General features: G+C 27.9%; 16 protein-coding genes. 13 read left to right on the top strand and 3 right to left on the bottom strand.

Annotated features, from left to right (window positions below; genetic code table 11):
- The first annotated feature begins 262 nt into the window (after nucleotides 1–262).
- The 9 genes from ybaK to ppsA all read left to right on the top strand — a co-directional run bounded on the left by ybaK (nucleotide 263) and on the right by ppsA (nucleotide 10,842).
- Nucleotides 263–733: a Cys-tRNA(Pro) deacylase gene (ybaK, locus tag RH95_RS05425; protein ID WP_010245615.1), complete on the top strand. Its 471-nt coding sequence runs from the start codon at nucleotides 263–265 to the stop codon at nucleotides 731–733.
- Between the two features lie 2 nt (nucleotides 734–735).
- Nucleotides 736–2,397 (top strand): phospho-sugar mutase, encoded by a 1,662-nt coding sequence (locus RH95_RS05420; RefSeq protein ID WP_010245612.1) that lies wholly within the window; start codon nucleotides 736–738, stop codon nucleotides 2,395–2,397.
- Between the two features lie 4 nt (nucleotides 2,398–2,401).
- Nucleotides 2,402–3,310: a 1-phosphofructokinase family hexose kinase gene (locus RH95_RS05415; protein ID WP_010245609.1), complete on the top strand. Its 909-nt coding sequence runs from the start codon at nucleotides 2,402–2,404 to the stop codon at nucleotides 3,308–3,310.
- Between the two features lie 8 nt (nucleotides 3,311–3,318).
- Entirely contained in the window at nucleotides 3,319–3,870 is a 552-nt protein-coding gene (locus tag RH95_RS05410) for an isochorismatase family protein (protein ID WP_010245606.1), read from the top strand.
- Nucleotides 3,871–3,947: 77 nt separating this feature from the next.
- Nucleotides 3,948–4,973 (top strand): metallophosphoesterase family protein, encoded by a 1,026-nt coding sequence (locus RH95_RS05405; protein WP_010245603.1) that lies wholly within the window; start codon nucleotides 3,948–3,950, stop codon nucleotides 4,971–4,973.
- Nucleotides 4,963–7,212, top strand: coding sequence for an ATP-binding protein (locus RH95_RS05400; protein WP_010245600.1), 2,250 nt, complete (start codon nucleotides 4,963–4,965; stop codon nucleotides 7,210–7,212). The genes RH95_RS05405 and RH95_RS05400 overlap by 11 nt, the downstream gene beginning before the upstream one ends.
- A 7-nt stretch (nucleotides 7,213–7,219) precedes the next feature.
- Nucleotides 7,220–7,903, top strand: coding sequence for a metallophosphoesterase (locus RH95_RS05395; protein WP_010245597.1), 684 nt, complete (start codon nucleotides 7,220–7,222; stop codon nucleotides 7,901–7,903).
- Complete coding sequence (locus tag RH95_RS05390) at nucleotides 7,903–8,436, top strand: class IV adenylate cyclase (protein WP_010245594.1); 534 nt, start codon at nucleotides 7,903–7,905, stop codon at nucleotides 8,434–8,436. Before RH95_RS05395 ends, RH95_RS05390 begins: the two co-directional genes overlap by 1 nt.
- Nucleotides 8,437–8,490: 54 nt before the next feature.
- On the top strand, nucleotides 8,491–10,842 hold the full coding sequence (gene ppsA, locus RH95_RS05385; RefSeq protein ID WP_010245591.1) for a phosphoenolpyruvate synthase: 2,352 nt from the start codon (nucleotides 8,491–8,493) through the stop codon (nucleotides 10,840–10,842).
- Nucleotides 10,843–10,899: 57 nt separating this feature from the next.
- On the opposite strand, the gene RH95_RS05380 is transcribed toward ppsA, so the two are convergent.
- Genes RH95_RS05380 through RH95_RS05370 form a run of 3 tightly spaced genes read right to left on the bottom strand, consistent with a single transcriptional unit; the run spans nucleotide 10,900 to nucleotide 12,304 of the window.
- Nucleotides 10,900–11,202, bottom strand: a complete 303-nt coding sequence (locus tag RH95_RS05380) for a CC/Se motif family (seleno)protein (protein WP_010245588.1) — start codon at nucleotides 11,200–11,202, stop codon at nucleotides 10,900–10,902.
- Nucleotide 11,203: 1 nt separating this feature from the next.
- Nucleotides 11,204–11,491, bottom strand: coding sequence for a Cro/Cl family transcriptional regulator (locus RH95_RS05375; RefSeq protein ID WP_010245585.1), 288 nt, complete (start codon nucleotides 11,489–11,491; stop codon nucleotides 11,204–11,206).
- A 15-nt stretch (nucleotides 11,492–11,506) separates the two neighbouring features.
- A complete protein-coding gene (locus tag RH95_RS05370) occupies nucleotides 11,507–12,304 on the bottom strand; it encodes a precorrin-2 dehydrogenase/sirohydrochlorin ferrochelatase family protein (RefSeq protein WP_010245583.1) in 798 nt (265 codons plus the stop codon).
- Nucleotides 12,305–12,515: 211 nt separating this feature from the next.
- Here RH95_RS05370 and RH95_RS05365 point away from each other — a divergent pair, with 211 nt between their 5' ends.
- The 4 genes from RH95_RS05365 to RH95_RS05350 all read left to right on the top strand — a co-directional run bounded on the left by RH95_RS05365 (nucleotide 12,516) and on the right by RH95_RS05350 (nucleotide 18,643).
- A complete protein-coding gene (locus RH95_RS05365) occupies nucleotides 12,516–14,537 on the top strand; it encodes an S-layer homology domain-containing protein (RefSeq protein WP_010245579.1) in 2,022 nt (673 codons plus the stop codon).
- Nucleotides 14,538–14,618: 81 nt separating this feature from the next.
- Nucleotides 14,619–15,677, top strand: coding sequence for an S-layer homology domain-containing protein (locus RH95_RS05360; RefSeq protein ID WP_010245577.1), 1,059 nt, complete (start codon nucleotides 14,619–14,621; stop codon nucleotides 15,675–15,677).
- A 43-nt stretch (nucleotides 15,678–15,720) separates the two neighbouring features.
- The gene (locus RH95_RS05355) at nucleotides 15,721–16,401 is read left to right on the top strand and encodes a tRNA threonylcarbamoyladenosine dehydratase (protein ID WP_010245575.1); all 681 of its coding nucleotides are present in this window, start codon (nucleotides 15,721–15,723) and stop codon (nucleotides 16,399–16,401) included.
- Between the two features lie 46 nt (nucleotides 16,402–16,447).
- The gene (locus RH95_RS05350; protein WP_010245572.1) at nucleotides 16,448–18,643 is read left to right on the top strand and encodes an ATP-dependent helicase; all 2,196 of its coding nucleotides are present in this window, start codon (nucleotides 16,448–16,450) and stop codon (nucleotides 18,641–18,643) included.

Below are 18,643 nucleotides of genomic sequence, written 5' to 3'. Positions count from 1 at the left end.
AGTTAGGATTTTGTCCCACTCTTATTTTTTTTATAATAATTTTTTATTTTTGTAATGTGGATGTAGTTGAGATTTATTTTACCAATATGTTTTAAAACTATTTTAAGTAAGGCAAAATGAAATGCATATAGTATTGTATTTTTTTCACAATATCAACTATCATTATAGTTACAAAAACTAAAAGAAAAACATTCTATATTATTAAACAGATGAACAAAACCTTTTTTTGTTGTAAAATTGATATAGATGAAAAGGTGATTTTATGAAAAAAACTAATGCAATGAGAATTTTGGAAAATGAAAATATAAAATTTGAAATTATTGAGTACTCAACGAAGGATGGTATTGGAGGAGCTGACGTTGCAGAAAAATTGGGTGAAGATAAGAATAAAGTTTTTAAAACTCTTGTGACAGAGTCAAAGGAAGGGGAAAATTATGTATTTGTAGTTCCAGTTTCAAGTGAACTGGATTTAAAAAAAGGCGCAAAAGTTTCTGGTTCTAAAAAAATTGAAATGATTCCACAGAAAAAACTTTTGCCTCTTACAGGGTATGTCCATGGGGGATGTTCTCCTGTTGGCATGAAAAAATCTTTTAAAACTTTTATTGACAGTTCTGCAGAAAATTTAGATTATTTTTATATAAGCGGAGGAAAAGTAGGAATGCAAATAAAATTAAATCCAAAAGAACTTATTTCTGCGATTGATGGAGAATTTTCTGATATAAAGAAGGAGTAATTATGTATAGAGAAGTTTATGAAAAGTGGCTTGAAAGTAAAAATGTAGATGAAAATTTGAAAAGTGAGCTTGAAGGTATAAAAAATAATGAAGAGGAAATAGAAGAAAGATTTTACAAAGATTTGGAATTTGGAACTGCAGGGCTTCGTGGAATTTTAGGTGCAGGGACAAATAGAATGAATTATTTGACTGTTGGGAAGACTGCAATTGCTCTAGCGCATATAATTGAAAATCTTGGTGACGATGCAAAAAAAAGGGGCGTGGTCATTGGCAGAGATATGAGAAAATTTTCTTATGAATTTTCTATTTTAACTGCAAAGATATTGGCGGATTCTGGTGTAAAAGTTTATTTATTTCCAGGGATAATTCCAACACCACTACTTGCATATTCTATAAGATATCTTAAAACTATTTCTGGAATTATGATTACAGCATCTCACAATCCAAAGAATTACAATGGGTTTAAACTATATTGGGATAAGGGTTCACAAATTTTATCTGATATTGCAGATGAAATGGAAGAGGAGTCCCAAAAAATTGATATTTTAAATTATGATTTTAAAAGTTTAAAGGAATTAGGCGAATATGAAAATATTAAATTTTTGGGAGATAATGTAACAAAATCTTTTTATAGAAATACATTAAAGAAAACCTTAACTGACGATATTGATAAAGGTATAAAGATTGTTTATACGCCTTTAAGTGGTTGCGGAAATAAATATGTTAGAAAAATTCTAGATCTTCGTGGTTTTAAAAATGTATTGGTAGTATCTGAACAGGAAAATCCTGACGGAAGTTTTAAAAATGTTACAAATCCAAATCCAGAAGATATAAGGGCTTTTGATAGGGCAATTGAACTTGCAAAAAAAGAGAACGCAGATATAATTATCGCAACAGATCCTGACTCAGATAGAGTTGCAATAGTAGAATGTGGAGATGAATTTTTTAAAGTTACTGGAAATCAAATGGGAATTCTTCTTGGAAATTTTATTTTGGAAAGATCAAGTGGAGATTTAAATGATGGAGCAATTGTAAAGACTGTTGTAACTGGAGATTTAATTAAAAGAATTGCTAAAAATTATGGTATTGATGTTTTTGAAACTCTAACAGGTTTTAAGAATATTTGTCGTCTCGCCAACACTTGGGATGAAACTAAAGAAAAAGAATTTATTTTTGGATACGAAGAGTCAATAGGATATACAATAGGCGACAATATTAGAGATAAGGATGCAGTTGCAACTTCAATGATTATTGCAGAGATGGCGGGGTATCTTAAAAAGAGAAATTTAAAAATAAAAGATTATCTTGAAGAAATTTACAAAAAATATGGCTATTTTGAGGAATATTTAGATTCAACTTATTTTGAAGGAAAAGATGGAAACAAGGTAATGAAAGAAATCATGGACGATTTTAGAAATGTAGAAGATTTTGAAGAACTTGGAAGATTTGGAAAAAAAGTAGATTTTATAGACGATAAAGAAGAGCCACAAAATCTTTTGAAGTTTTATTTTGGGGAAGAAACTTGGTTTGCCCTTAGACCTTCTGGAACTGAACCAAAACTTAAAGTTTATGCTTATTCAGTTTCAGATAGTTTAGACGAATCTGTAAATAAGATAAATATTATGAAAAAAGAAATTATGAAAAGAATAAAAGAAAGCAGGTGAAGAAATGATATTGTTTTGTGATTTTAATCCGAAAATTGTAAGAGAATTTAAATTGAAGGGTGATTCTCAAGATATTATTGAAAGTTCAAAAATTTATCCTTCAGGTCATGGAATAAAAATGGCACTCTTTTCTAAAAAACTTGGAGTAGATTCTGAAGTTTTTATGTTAAAGGGAAGTAATAGAGGAAAAGAAATTGCATTAATATTAAGTAGACTTGGTATAGATGTGAATTTTACCGGCTTGAAAGATGAAAATGTAGAGAAAGTTTTAATAAAAGGTAAAAATGTAAAAAGTGAGTACAGCACAGAAGATCCGAGAATTACCATGGAAGATAAAAATGATATTTTAAATTCTTTTGAAAGATCTCTATACAATAAGAATATTGTGATTCTTCCAAAAATTGCACTGATAGGTCTTGATGAATCAGTTTATGAAAAATTCATAAAAATTTGTTACAAAAATAATATAAAAGTTGCAGTAAATCCTACAAATTTAGATGAAATTGAGAAGACTAATCCCTATATATTGATGTTTGACAAAAAAGATATAGAAAAAGATAAAAAAATAAATTATACAGGTGAAGTTATAGAATTTAATAAAAAGTTTGTGAATTCAGGCACAAAAATTGTATTTGTAAATAGTAAGAGAGCCACGATAATTTCTACTGAAGATAAAAATTATAGGGCTTATATTAACAAAGATAAAATAGAAAAAGATAATATTATAGAAAAATTTGACAACGAACTTTCTCTTGCAGGGCTTGCAATTGCAATAGATAGAGATTATGATTTCATAACTTCAATAAAACTTGCAATATCTTGTGGAGTGTGGGAAAATTTTGTTGTAAAAGATGAAATTGAAATGAGTGCTATTAAAAAAATCATGAATAGCGTTGAAGTTGAAGAAATCTAGGAGGAATAATGAAAAATTTTAAATTAAATAGAGAAGATGTACTTTTTACTTTTATAGATATTCAGGACAAACTTTTAAAGGCAATGTACAATAGCAAAGATATTGTGAAAAACGGAAATGTTTTGGCAAATGTTGCAAAAATAATTGAAGCAGAATCACTTTTTACAGTTCAATATCCAAAGGGACTTGGCTATACAAATGAAGAAGTGAAGGCTCCGCTTAAAGATAAAAAAGAATTTGATAAATTAACTTTTAATTCTCTCGATGATGAAAAAATAAAAAAAGAAATTGAAAGATTAAATAAAAAACAAATTATTTTATGTGGAATGGAAGTCCATATTTGTGTGTTTCAAACTGTAAGAGCTCTTTTAGATGAGGGTTATGAAGTTTTTATTGTAGAAGATGCTGTTGGCTCAAGGACAGAAAAAAATGCAAAAAATGGAATAGAAATGCTTCGTGAAATGGGTGCGGTTATAACTAATACAGAAACAGTTTTATTTGATCTTGCTGGGATTGCAGGTACAGAAGAATTTAAAACTTTACAAAAATTAATAATTTAATAATTATTTAAAGAGTTTCCTATTTTGGAAGCTCTTTTTTTGACAAAAAACTGTGATATAATTATTTTGGTGATAAAATGAAGATAATTCATACAGGAGATTTGCATTTAAAAAAATTTTATAGAGGAAGAGTTCCTCTTGAAGTTTCAAATAAATTATTAGAAGATATTTGGTATTCTTTTAGTAGTCTTTGTGATTTTTCAAATAAAGTTGATGCAGATATTTTTTTAATTGCAGGAGATTTATTTGAGAGAGATTTTTTTGATTTAAAAGATTTGGAAAGATTTTTAGATTTAATAAAGAATTTAAGTGCCAAGGTCTTTGTAGTTTTTGGCAATCACGATTATCTTGCGAAAGACAATTTGTTTTTAAAGGTAGATCTTCCAGAAAATTTATATATTTTTAAGGATGAATTGAATTTTTATGAATTGAAAGAGTTAAATACAAGAGTTTATGGAATTTCTTATAATAATTATAATTTTAGAAAAGAATTTCAAGAGATAAATCTCGATAAAAGTTTTATAAATATTGGGCTTTTTCATTCTGATTTATGTGACAATAGATATATGCCACTTAGCGAGGATTTTTTAAAAAATTTTAGTTACGTTGCACTTGGGCATATACATAAGAGGGGGAAAGTTTTTGACAACGCCTATTACTGTGGTTCTCTAATTCCTTTATCTTTTAAAGAAGAAGGAGAACATGGGATAATTTTTCTAGACGATGATAGAAAAGAAATTGAGTTTAAAAATTTTTCTAAGAGAAAGTTTGTAAATTTAGAAATTAAAATAAATAGTGAGATGACCTTTTCTGAAATTTTAAAAAAAGTACAAAGTGAGATAGAAAGGGAAAATCTTTACAGGATTAAATTAGTTGGAAGTCACAAACATTTTATAGAAATAGAAAATTTTTTGGAAGAAAATTTAAATGCTTTTTATTTTGAGTTAGAAAATGAAGTTTTGCCGGAGAGAGATTTAGAAAATTTTAAGATAGAAGAAAAGCATATTTTGGAACTTTTAAATTCCTTTTCTGATAAAGATATGGAAAAGGATGCAAGAAAACTTTCTGAAAAATACATTTTGGAGCAGTATTATGATATTTAAGAAACTTGGAATTTTAAATTTTGGAAAATTTGAAGATAAGATAATAAAGCTCGACAGTGGAATAAATTTAATTTGTGGGGATAATGAGAGTGGGAAATCAACTGTTGTAAATTTTATTGATGGAATTTTTTATGGATTTAGCAGAGATTCTCTTGCAAAGAAAATAAAAGACGACTTATTTTATAAATCTAGACCATGGGATTCTAGCCTATATAGAGGGTTTATAATTTTAAAAGATTGCGATGAATTTAGAGTAACAAGAGATTTCGAAAAAGATGAAGTTTCTATTTTAAAATTAGAAACTTCAGAGGAATTTAGTGAAGATGCTAAAAATTATAAATATTCAAGAATTTCTCAGCCAGGATCATTTTTCTTTGATATGAATAGGAAGCTTTACAAATCTAGTTTTTTCATTTCACAAAGATTTTCAGAGGTTGAAAAAGATGCTGCAGAGGAACTAAGAAATAGAATTGACAATTTTTCTGTTTCGGAAGATGAAAATGTTGATTTAAATAAAATTTTAGAAAAGATGAAATCAGATTTCTATGACTTGGGAACAGAAAGGCGAAAAGCATCTGAAATTGGAAGAATTAGTGAAAATTTAAAAAATTTAAATTCCAAAAAAACAAATTTAATTTTAGATAAAGAGAAATACGAAGAGGCTACTTCCGATTATAGTGATGCAAAAAATGAGATTAAATCTTTGGAATATAAACTAAGGGGAAGGAAACTCTTTGAACTTAAGAAATTAAAAGAAGAATTAGAAAAATTGACAGATAAAAAAGATGAAGATGAGAAAAGTTTTGATTTTAAAGATTTGGAAAAGGCAATTGAAATTAACAGGACATCTGGAATTTATCTAAACAAATTAGATGAACTCAATTCTAGAAATGATACCTATCAGTTTGAAGTAAATGATGAAGTGGAAAAAGATTATAAGAAGTATAAGGAAATAAAAAATGAAATAGAAATATTAGATGAGAATAATTTTTCTAAGGAAAGAGAAATTATTTCGTCTGATATTAGATCAACTAAAAGAGTAGTTTTATTTTGTATTTTAAAAGTTATTTTTTCACTTATTGGGGCAGTACTAATTATCCTTGGCTCAGTTTATTATGATAAGCATATGTTATCTTTAATTTCAATTATATTTTTTGGATACGCATATTTTAGATTTGTTAAATTTAGACAAAATAAAGATCTTCTCTTTAGGCTTGAAAGTAAACTAAGAGATTATAAAAAGAAATCTATTGAGAAAACAAAAAGAAAGAGAGATTTTGACAAGTTTTTTGAAGAATTGATAAAAAAATATGATGCAAATAGTATAGATGAACTTGCAGAAATTTTAGAGAATGAAAGAGATAAAAATTTAAAGAATATTTCTAAAAATGAATACAATAAAATCTGGAGTGAAAAGAGTTCTCAAGAAATAGAAAGTATTAATGGAAAAATAATTGAATATGAAAAAGAATTAAAAAATATTTTTCATAAGTATAATGTAAAAAATATTTCAGAATTAAAAGAGGTTTTTTATAATTTAAAAGATAAAAAAGTTGAAGAGATAAGTAAATTAAAATTTAAGATTCAAGAACTTGAAAAAGAAAACCTTAGTGGAGAAGTTTATTCTGAAAAAAGCCTATCTGAGTTGGAAAAAGAAATGAGAGAAAGTCTACTAAAGATTTCTAATTTAGAGGGAATTTTAAAAACTTTAGAAGATTCTATGGAAAGTTTAAGAATTTTAGAAGAAGAAACTTCTATGCTAGAGGAAAAATTACAAAGACTAAAATATAAAAGAAGTTTGTTAGAAATATCTATAAATAAGTTTGAAGATTTTATAAAGTATAGACGCAGAGATACAATTCCAAAATTAAAAGAAAATATTTCAAATTATTTAAGCGGTATAACTTCTTCAAAATATACAGAAATTTTAATTGATGACAGATTTAATATTAAGGTATATGATAAAAATGTTAAAGATTATATTGACTTTGAGAATTTAAGTCTTGGGACAATTGACGAGATTTATCTAGCTTTTAGACTTGCTATTTCAAAGATTATTACTGACAAAAAAATTCCTCTAGTGCTTGATAGTCACTTTGACAGTTATGATGATATTAGACTTAGTAATACTCTTAGAGTTCTAGATGAGGAAGAACAAGTTTTAATATTCACAAGTTCTAATAGAGAAAAAGAATTTTTAGATAGAAATAATATGACATATAATTTGATAAGACTTTGAGGTGAATATGATATTCGCAATAGGAGATCTTCATTTCGATTATACAGAAGAAAAACCCATGGATGTCTTTGGGAATAATTGGGAGAATCACGAAGAAAAGATAATTGAAAATTGGAAAGAAGTTGTAAGTGATAATGATTTAGTTCTTTTGCCTGGAGATATTTCATGGGCTTTAAAACTTAATTCTGCTTTTTTTGATTTAAAAAGGATTGATGATCTGCCTGGCAGAAAGATAATTTCTAAGGGCAATCATGACTATTGGTGGTCTTCTTTAAGTAAGATGAATAATTTGAAATTAAATACAATAGATTTTATTTACAATAATTCTTTTGAGTACAAAGATTATTCTATTTGTGGCACGAGAGGCTGGGCTTCTCGTGATTCTTTTGAGTTTTCAGAGAATGATGAAAAAATTTATTTAAGAGAAGTTCAAAGACTAAAGAATTCACTTGAAACTTGCAAAAATAAAAAAATAATTGCAATGATTCACTATCCACCTTTTAATCAGAATTTAGAGCCAAATGAATTTTCCAAAATTTTGGCAGATTATGGAGTCCAAAAATGTGTCTATGGGCATCTCCATGGAAAGGGACACAAGTATTCTTATGAAGGTGATATGCTTGGAGTGAATTATAAATTTGTTGCAAGTGATTTTTTAGATTTTAAACTAAAAAAAATAGGGGAGGATTAATGGAAAGAGAGATTGAAGTAAAGCTTCTTGATATTGATATAGAAAATTTTGAAGAAAAAATTAAAGCACTGGGTGCAGAATTTGTAAGAGAAGAAGAACAAACAAATATTACAATAAATTCAACAGCACATAAAATTTATAAAAAAGATGGATACCTTAGAATTAGAATTGCAAAATCAGAAGAAGGAGAAAAAAAGTATTTTACATTTAAAGAAAATATTTCCAATATAAAAGTAAGAGATAATATAGAGCATACAACTGAAGTAAGCAATGTAGAAGATTTAATAAATATATTAAAGTGCCTTGGATATGACAAATTCCACAAGGGATTTAAGAATAGAAAAAAGTATACATTAAATGGACTTATAATAGATATTGACACTTGGGATAAAAAAACTTATCCAAAACCTTATGTTGAAATAGAAGCTCCTAGTATGGAAGAAATATATTCTCTCGTAGATAAACTTGGAATTAATAGAGAAAGTGTGTCTACAATGTCAATTGATGAACTTAGAAAATCTTTGAAAAAATAGTGTGACATATATAATAATTGTGTTATAATATTTTTAGCAAACAAGGAGGTACTTATGTCTAAGTATAATTATATTAAATGGTTTGATGAAATTGGTAAAGGCGATGTAGGAATTGTTGGGGGAAAAGGTGCAAACTTAGGAGAACTCACAAGTTTTGGACTACCTGTTCCTCCGGGATTTTGTGTTACTGCATCAGGATATACAAAGTTTATAAAATATGCGGAACTTGACGAAGTTGTAAAACTTTTAATGGAAGCAGTTGATGTTGAAGATGTAGATGAACTTACAAATGCTTCAAAGGAAATTCAAACTAAAATTAAGGAAAAAGAATTTGATCCTGAACTTAAAGAAGAAATTTTAAGTGCTTATAGAGAATTTTCAGAAAATATTGGACTTAAAGATCCAGAAGTTGCCGTTAGGTCTTCTGCAACTGCAGAAGATTTGCCAGATGCATCCTTTGCTGGGCAGCAAGATACTTATTTGCACATAAGCGGTGAGGAAGAACTTTTAAATCATATCAGAGATTGTTTTGCATCACTTTGGACTTCAAGAGCAATTTATTATAGAGAAAAGCAAAATTATGATCACTTTGATGTTGCTCTTTCTGTTGTTATTCAAAAGATGGTTAATTCAGAAAAGTCTGGAGTAATGTTTACGGCAAATCCTATTAACAATAGTTCTGATGAAATGATGATAAACGCAAGTTATGGACTTGGTGAAGCTGTTGTATCTGGGATTGTAACTCCTGATGAATATATTATTGACAAAAAGACTAAAAAAGTAATAGAAAAAAACATTTCTGAAAAAGAATACATGGTAATTAAAAATGAAAATGGAGTTGGGACTAGAACTGTAAATGTAAAAGATATTTTGGGTGAAGATGCTATTAAAGCAGAAGCTTTATCTGAAGATGAATTAAATACTTTAATCGAAAGAGGATTAAAAGTTGAAAAGCTATATGGTTCTGTTCAAGATACTGAATGGGGATTTGACAAAGATACAAAAGAATTTTATTTCTTACAATCAAGACCAATCACAACTCTTGCAGGTGACAAAGAAGAAAAGGAAGAAAAACTAATTACTCTTGTAAAGGGACTTCCTGCTTCTCCAGGTATTGGAAGAGGAAAAGTAAAATTAATTAAAGATATTTCTGAAATTAATAAAGTTAACGAAGGAGATGTTCTTGTAACTGCAATGACTAATCCGGATATGGTTCCTGCAATGAGAAAATGTGCTGGAGTTGTAACTGATGAAGGTGGAAGGACTTGCCATGCAGCTATTGTTTCAAGAGAACTTCAAATTCCATGTATAGTTGGAGCAAAGACTGCTACAAAAACTTTAAAAACAGGAGATACTGTTACAGTTGATGCAGTTAGAGGAATTGTATATGAAGGCGAAGTTTTAAAAGAAAAAGAAGAAAAGAAATCTTCTGATGCTCCAAATGTATCAAGCCTTGCAAATTTAGATGAACTTAGAAACTTATTTGCTCCTACAACTGCAACAAAAATTTATATGAATCTTGGAGAACCAGAATTAATAGAAAGATATAAAGATCTTCCTATTGATGGAATTGGACTTATGAGAACAGAATTTATTTTTACAAATATGATTGGTGCTCATCCAATGTATTTAGTAAAAACTGGTCAAGGCGACATGATGGTAGAAAAACTTGCTGAGGGAATTTCAAAAGTTGCACAAGCAATTTACCCTAAAAATTTAGTTGTAAGGACAAGTGACTTCAGAACTAATGAATTTAGAGGACTTAAAGGTGGCGACGAAGTTGAACCAATTGAAGCAAATCCAATGATAGGTTGGAGAGGTGTATCAAGATATATTTCTCCTGAATATGAAAAAGGATTTAGACTAGAATGTAAAGCGATAAGAAAAGTTAGAGAAGAATATGGACTTACAAATGTAATTGTAATGCTTCCTTTTGTTAGAACTCCTGAAGAGCTTAAAGTTGTAAAAGGAATAATGGCAGAAGAAGGACTTGTTCAATCTAAAAACTTTAAAATTTGGATAATGGCAGAAGTGCCAGCTGTTGTTCTTCAAGCAGAAGAATTTGCAGAATTAGTTGATGGATTTTCCATTGGATCAAATGATTTAACTCAACTTGTAATGGGTGCAGATAGAGATTCTGGAATATTAAACAATATGGGTTATTTTGATGAAAGAAATGATGCAGTAAAAATTGCATTAAAGGCAATTATTGATGCAGCAAATAAAAAGGGAATTACTTGTTCAATTTGTGGACAAGGGCCAAGTCAATATCCAGAACTTGCAGAATTTTTAGTTGAATGTGGAATAACATCTATGTCTGTAAATCCTGACACAGTTGAATACACAAGAAGACTCGTTGCAAGTGTTGAACAAAAAATAATATTAAAAAAACTTAGACAAATGTAATAAATCAAATAAAAGAGGATCTCATCAAAATGTGAGATCCTTTTAAAATGTAAAATTTTATATTAGTTTATTATAGTCTAAAAAATTTGAAGTCAAAGTTTTAGTAAAAGCAAATTTAATTAAATCAATTTTTATAATATCCTCTTTAAAAATTAAAAGCTTATCAACATTAACCTTAAAGTTATCACAATTAATTACTTTATATTCATGTTTTCTTCTTTTGGAGGGACCAATATAAGTATCAGAAGAAGGTAATCCACTTCCACAACATTGTTTTGAATTTACATAGTCAATTGTTATCTCATTTGCATTTTTATCTAATAAAAAATTTAGTGCATCTTCTGTAATTTCAACTTGCAATTTAGTTTTCCTTTTTTATCAAAGTTACAAAAAATTCACTAGGTTTAAGAGCTTCAATTTCTACGAAATTTTCTCCACTAAATTTTAAAACTTGACCAGGCTCAAAAAGTCTATCTTCTTCATTATTTAATATAACTTTTATATTTCCTTTTACAACAGTTATAAGAACAGTGTAGCCAGGATGATTGTGCTTTTCAATATTTTCACCTGAAGCTAGTACTTTTTTAATTAAAGTAAATTCTTCTTCACTAAAAACTTTTCCGGGCATACTTCCTACATAACCAAACATTTAAAAACTCCTTTTTTAATTTTTATCTAAATCATGAAATTTTTCTAAATTTAAATCATTATCTATATTTTTTGATAAATTTTTTGCTTCATCAATTCTTTTTTCAATTAATTTTTCATCGTTTAGGGTGCTTTCTTTTTCTAAATTTATTTCATCGCCTTTTTCAATTTGATTTAAAAGTTTCTCAGAAGATTTTAAATCTTCAATTTTATATTTTGGCATAGTTTCTAAGAAAGTAGAAAGGTTTATGGTTTCGCTTTCGTATAAATTTCTAATAATTTCATCAATATTTTGAGAATTTTTACGAACAAGTTCTGATCTTATTTCACTTAAGATATTTAATTTTTCTAAATTATAACTTTTTGAAAAATCTTCTAAATCTTCAAAAATTATATCTGTTATAGTTGGATTTATCCTTGAACTATTAAGTGAAAAAGTTAGAGGACCTCTTTCTAGAGATTTATTAATAGATATAAGTGATTTTGATAAAATATCAAATCTTTCGTAGATCATATTTCTTGAATGAGCTCTCTTTTCAAGAGCTTCATTTAGTTCAAAGTTTTCTGTTGCAATTAAAATATAATCGTAGCCCATGAAAATAAAATCTTCTGTAAGCTCGTGTTCTTTTAATTTTATTTTGCCATTTGACTCTTCTGATTTTTTTACGATATCTTTTGTAAAACTATCTGCAATCATATAAATTTCTGCTTCAGTGTCTATAATAGATTTTAGTGCAGATAAAGCAAGAAAACCTCCGCCTAAAATTAGAAACTTTTTTTCATAAGTATCTAGACTAACTGGAAGGTAACGCATAATAATCACTCCTTTATAAAATATAAATTACAGTAAATTATGTAATACTATTTTAATTATACCAAATATATTAGATAATTATGCAAGTATTACAGTATAAAAAAATCTATTTGTTTATTTAATAGAATTGTAATATTTATAAAATATAAAATATTTAATTTGTGTTATAATTAAAGTAATAGGTAGTGTTAATAAAATTGGAGGTTTTATAATGAAATCTAAAGATTTGAGAAGAGTAGTATCAGTTGGTTTAGCGTCTATAATGTTAATGCCAAGTGCAACTTTTGCAAAAGAATTTAAGGATGTAAAAAAGGATAATAAATATTCATGGGCATATAATGCCATTGATGTTTTAAGTGACAAAAATGTAATTAGTGGTCACCCAGATGGGAATTTTAAACCAGGGGACAATGTATCTTTTGAAGAACTTATGCAACTTTTAAAACAAATATTAAATCCAAGTTCTGATGAACTTAAGACAGCTCGTGAAAAGTATCAAAAAGTTGCAAAAGATAATGGAGTTAATTCTTGGGCAGAAGATGCAATTTGCTTGGCACTTCATAGAGGTTATTTAAATGAATCAGCTTTAAAGAAAGCTTCTGAAATGGGATTTATGAAAATAGAAAATAGATCCTACCCTAGTAGAGGAGATATTGCTATATTTTTTGCAAGAGCATTAAACCTTGACGCAAATGGAGATAAAAGTTTATTAAAACACAAAGATGTAAATAAAATGGGAGAAAATTTAAAAGGTTATTTGGCATCTCTAGTTGATGCAAAAATTTTCACATCAACTGGTTCAGATGGATCTTTTGAAGGGGATAGACCTATAACTCGTGCAGAAACTGCGATAATTACGAAATCTTCTTTCGATTATGCTTCCAACAATAAGGTTGAGTCTAAAGTTGAAAAGAAAAAAGGTACTGTAATTCTTTCATCTAAACTAAATAATGTAAATGTAGTTATAATTGAATCTGACAAACAAAAATATTCTTTTGATATTGACAACAATACAAAATATAAATTAAAAGATAAGGATATTAAACTTGATGATATAAAAGCTGGTCAAGAAGTAGAAATTGAATATGTAAAGAGTAACAATAGTGATAGAGAAGGAACTGCAAAAACTATTAATGTTACAAATGCAATGCTTGATATGGTTGGATATGTGAATTCTAAGAAAGATAGCGAAATTACTCTAAGATACAGAGATAACTCAGATACAATTGACTTTAGAACTACTTCAAAAATTTCAACATCTGATACAAAGACATTTAAATTTGCCGATAACGCAAAGATAAAAGCTTATGGCAAAGATTTAAAACTTGACGATATTAAGGTTGATGACTTAGTTGAATTTAAAACTGATAATGACAACAAAATTACAGAAATTACAGTTTTTCCTAAAGAAGCTAATATAAGTGGTAAAGTTGTTTATCTTGACACTTCAAATAGTAACAAAGCATCTATAAAGTTAAGACTTAAAGACAATAAAGACTATGAATTTTATATCACAAAAGATTCAAAGGATTTGGATAAAATAACTCTTAACGATGAAGTAAATTTATATGTAAATTATAAAGTTGCAATGGGTCTTGCATCTTCTTATGAAAATGACACTCAAGTAATGGGTGAAATTCAATATTTTAAGAAGAATGATGATGAGATTGGAATTAGATTGTCTGATAGAAATATAAAATATTACAGACTTGCTTATGATACTAAGTTTTATGATAGAGAAAAAAGTCTACAATTGTCCAGCCAAAGTTCAAGAGATTTAGAAGGTAAATATGCAATTCTTGAACTTAATAATTATGGAGAAGTTGAAACTATAAGACTTGTGGATAAGAACTCTCAATTTAAGGCTATGTTACAAGTTATTGACGTTAGAAATAGTAGTGGATTTAGAAATATTTATTCTAATGAAATTACACTAAAAGTTATTCAATCAGATAATAAAAAGCTTAAAATTGGAGAAACTTTTATTATGAGTAATGCTTATACCTTTGATAGATATAAAGTATTAACTTGTGATGGTTATTTAGATACTAATAATAATGTGTCAGCTTTATTCAATATAAAAGAAGAAGGAAGAGCAGAAAGTGAATTAAGAGATCTTTATCGCATAAATGAAAGTGGAAGATTTAGGACATATGATGAAGTTATAAAAGATAATAAAGGTTATAATGGAAGAGATAACTATTATAGTAGAGATATAAATAGTTTTTCTTAATGAAATAATAAAAGTAGAAGCCCTCTGTGGTTTCTATTTTTTTGCCTAAAATTATGTTATAATTTATTCTGGAGTGATTACATGAAGAAAAAAATTATAGCGATAAATTTAATTTTAGCGATGTTTTTTGCACCTGCAAGTATTTTTGCGAAATCTTTTAGAGATGTTAAAAAAGATGGAAATAGTGCTTGGGCATATAAATATGTTGACGAACTTTCAAACAAAAACATTTTAAATGGATATGAAGATGGAAGTTTTAAACCAAATAATCCTGTGAGTTTTTTGGAAATTATGCAGATTTTAAGGACTGTTATAAATCCAAGTGAAGAAGAAATAAATTCGGCAAGAAGTGCTTACATGGAAATTGTAAATTCAAATGGTGTCATGGATTGGGCAAAGGATTCTGTTTGCTACAATCTTTACCATGGGATAATTACTGAAAAGACACTTACAGCGGCTCATGAAAGGGGATTTTTGGAAAACAAAGTTTATCCAAATAGAAATACTATTGCTGTTTATTTTGCAAGAGCCCTTGGTATAGAAAAAAATAGTGATGCGTCAAATTTAAAATATAAAGATAAGAATAAGATAAATCCTCTTACTTTGGAATATTTGCCAAATCTTGTAAATAATAATATTTTTACAAGCACAGGTTCTGAAGGCAAGTTCAATGGAAATTTTGCAATAAAAAGAAGTGAAATTGCAGTTATAACTTCTAATGGACTTAAATATGCTGATGTAAATAAAGATAAACTAAAAAATAATATGCCTTTAGATAAAAATCAAAATGCAAATAAAAAAATTGACGAAGAAAATATAGATGAAAATAATTCTATTTTTAATGAAAATGTTGTAGACAATGGTTCAAATACTAATGGAGAAAATAATCTTGATATCGAAGAAACAAGCTTAGAAGAGGCAGAAATTAAGAGTGTAAATTTTAAAGGCGAAGTTATTGATGTTCTAAATGAAGGAAATGTTAATTTTATAAAAGTAAAAATAACACAGACAGATTCTGATAAATTTAAGGAAGGAAATGTTGTAACTATTAATACTTTTAGAAGTCACAAATTAAATGATGTTGTTGAGGGTAGCGGAACTCTCGGCGAAAATAGTCTTTTAGACATAAAATTGAAATAATAATTGGGGCTGTTATACGACAGCCTTTTAAAGTGGAGGAAAAGTGGAATTTTTAAGTAGAACTGAGAAAATGATTTCAATAGATGAAATAAGGAATATTAATTCTAAGTCTGTTTTAATTTTTGGACTTGGAGGAGTTGGTGGTTCTTGTGTAGAATCTTTAGTAAGAGCAGGAATTGGAAAAGTTGGATTAGTTGATGGCGATGAATATGAAATTACAAATGTAAATAGACAAATTTTTGCTACAACAAAAACAATTGGGATGAGAAAAGTTGATGCTGCAAAGGAAAGAATTTTACAAATAAATTCAGATGTTGAAATTAAAAAATATGATTTTTTTGTTACAGAAGAAAATATACAAGAGATTGATTTTGAAAATTATGATTATGTTGTAGATGCAATTGACACGATAACTTCAAAACTTTTAATTATAAAAGAGGCAGATGAAAAAAATATAAAATTAATTTCTGCAATGGGAGCAGGTAATAGACTTGATCCCACTAAATTTGAAATAATTGATATCTATAAGACAAAGAATGATCCTGTTGCCAGAGTTATGAGGAAAAAATTAAAAGAGATGGGCATAAAAAAATTAAAAGTAGTTTGTTCAAAGGAAATTCCTATAAAGACTCACGATAGAACACCGGGTTCAATTTCTTTTGTTCCACCTGTCTGTGGCATGGTTTTAGCTTCATACATAGTTTCTGATATTTTAAAAAGTTGAAATGATTGAGAAAAAAACATATAATATTTAGCAGTAAGGAGAAGTCATGGATATAAATACATTAAACGATAAACAAAGAGAGGCACTTCTTGCAACAGAAGGACCTCTACTTATTTTGGCAGGGGCTGGAAGTGGAAAGACAAAAGTTGTAACTTCAAAAATTGCATATTTAATTGAAGAATTAAAGGTTCCTTCATGGAAAATTTTGGCTATTACTTTTACTAATAAAGCTGCAAAGGAAATGAAGGATAGAGTTGCAAATTTAATAGATAGGGACATCTCCTCAATGTGGATAGGAACTTTTCACTCTATATGTGTTAGAATACTTAGAAAAAATATTGAAAGTATTGGATACAGTTCCAATTTTACAATCTATGATAGAGATGATCAAATAACTGTTGTTAAAGAATCTATTGCTGAATTAAATTTAGATAGAGATATTTATAAACCAAGAGCTATTATAAATGATATTTCAAATATTAAAAGCGATGGATTAACACCAATTGAGTATTTAGATTTAAATAAGGATAATTTTTATAAAGAGAATCTTGGGAAAATTTATGATATCTACGAAAAAAAACTTAGAAGTAATAATGCACTTGATTTTGATGATCTTTTAATAAAAACTGTAAATATTTTAAAAAGTGAGGATTACACTAGAAATTTTTATAGAGATAAGTTTAAGTATATTTTTGTCGATGAGTATCAAGACACTAATAAAATTCAATATGAGTTTGTAAAATTAATTGCAGGAGAAAATCCAAATCTAACTGTTGTTGGTGACAATGATCAGTCTATATATAAATGGCGTGGTGCTGATATAAATAATATTTTAAATTTTCACAAGGATTTTCCTGGTGCAAAAATTGTTAAACTTGAACAAAATTACCGTTCAACTCAAAAAATCTTAGATGTTGCGAATAAAGTTATTGAAAATAATGATTCTAGAATTGATAAGAGTCTTTGGACTGCAAGGGACGAAGGGAAAAATGTTTTATACAAAGAATTTCCTCACTCCAATGAAGAAGAGTATGGAGTCATTAATAAAATTATTGGCCTAAATTATAAGGGCGAAGAATTTAAGAATATGGCAATACTTTATAGGACAAATGCCCAGTCGAGGGGTTTTGAAGAGGCACTTATAAGAGAAAGAATTCCATATAAAATTGTTGGGGGACTTAAATTCTATGACAGAATGGAAGTTAAAGATGTTTTAGCTTACCTTCGTGTAATTAATAATCCTGATGACAATTTTAGTCTTGCAAGAATAATAAATAGACCAAAGAGAGGAATAGGAGATACTTCCTTAGCAGATATGTTAGATTATGCTGATAAAAATAATCTATCGCTCTATGATGTTGTAACAAATATTGATAAATTTGATGATTTAAATTTAAGAGCAAGAAAAAATATCAAAGAATTTGGAAGCATTTTAAAAATTTTAAAAGATAGATCTAAAGAATTTTCTATTGGAAAACTTTTTGAAGACGTTTTATACGAAAGTGGATATGCTCTTGATTTAAAAAATCAAAATACAATTGAATCGAAGACTAGACTAGAAAACATAGAAGAGCTTCATTCAAATATTATGGAATATGACAGAGAAGGGGTGGAACTTTCTGAGTATTTAAATACACTTTCACTTTTATCTGATGTAGATAAAACTTCAGAAGACAGTGGAGTTAATCTTATGACAATGCACGCAGCTAAGGGTCTTGAATTTGGAACTGTGTTTTTAGTTGGTCTTGAGGAAGGACTTTTTCCTACTAGTAGATCTCTTGAAAGTGAAGAAGAGATTGAAGAAGAAAGAAGACTTTGCTATGTTGGAGTAACTCGTGCTTGTGATAATTTATTTATTTCATCATCAAGAACTAGATCTATGTATGGAAAATTAACTCCTGCTAGAAGAAGTAGATTCATTGATGAAATGGGCGACACAATTGAAATAATAGAAGACAAAAATAGAGAACTACTTGAAGTAAGAGATTACAATGAAAAAAATAATTATTATAAAAGACCTGCAAAATTTGTTGGGATTGATAAAAAAGAAAATGTATCTAAAAAGAATAGTGTAGATAAGAATATAAATGTTGGAGATACTGTTAAACATAAAATATTTGGAAAGGGCATGGTAGTTCAAAAGAAAGAGAAAAATGGAGATTATGAAGTGGTAATTTCCTTTGAAAAGAAAGGCTTAAAAAGACTTATGCTTTCTGTTGCTCCTATAAAATTAGTTGATTAG

The organism is Peptoniphilus rhinitidis 1-13 (assembly GCF_000246925.1).
Taxonomy (GTDB): Bacteria; Bacillota; Clostridia; order Tissierellales; family Peptoniphilaceae; genus Peptoniphilus_A; species Peptoniphilus_A lacydonensis.
This window is presented reverse-complemented; position numbering and strand designations above follow the sequence as displayed.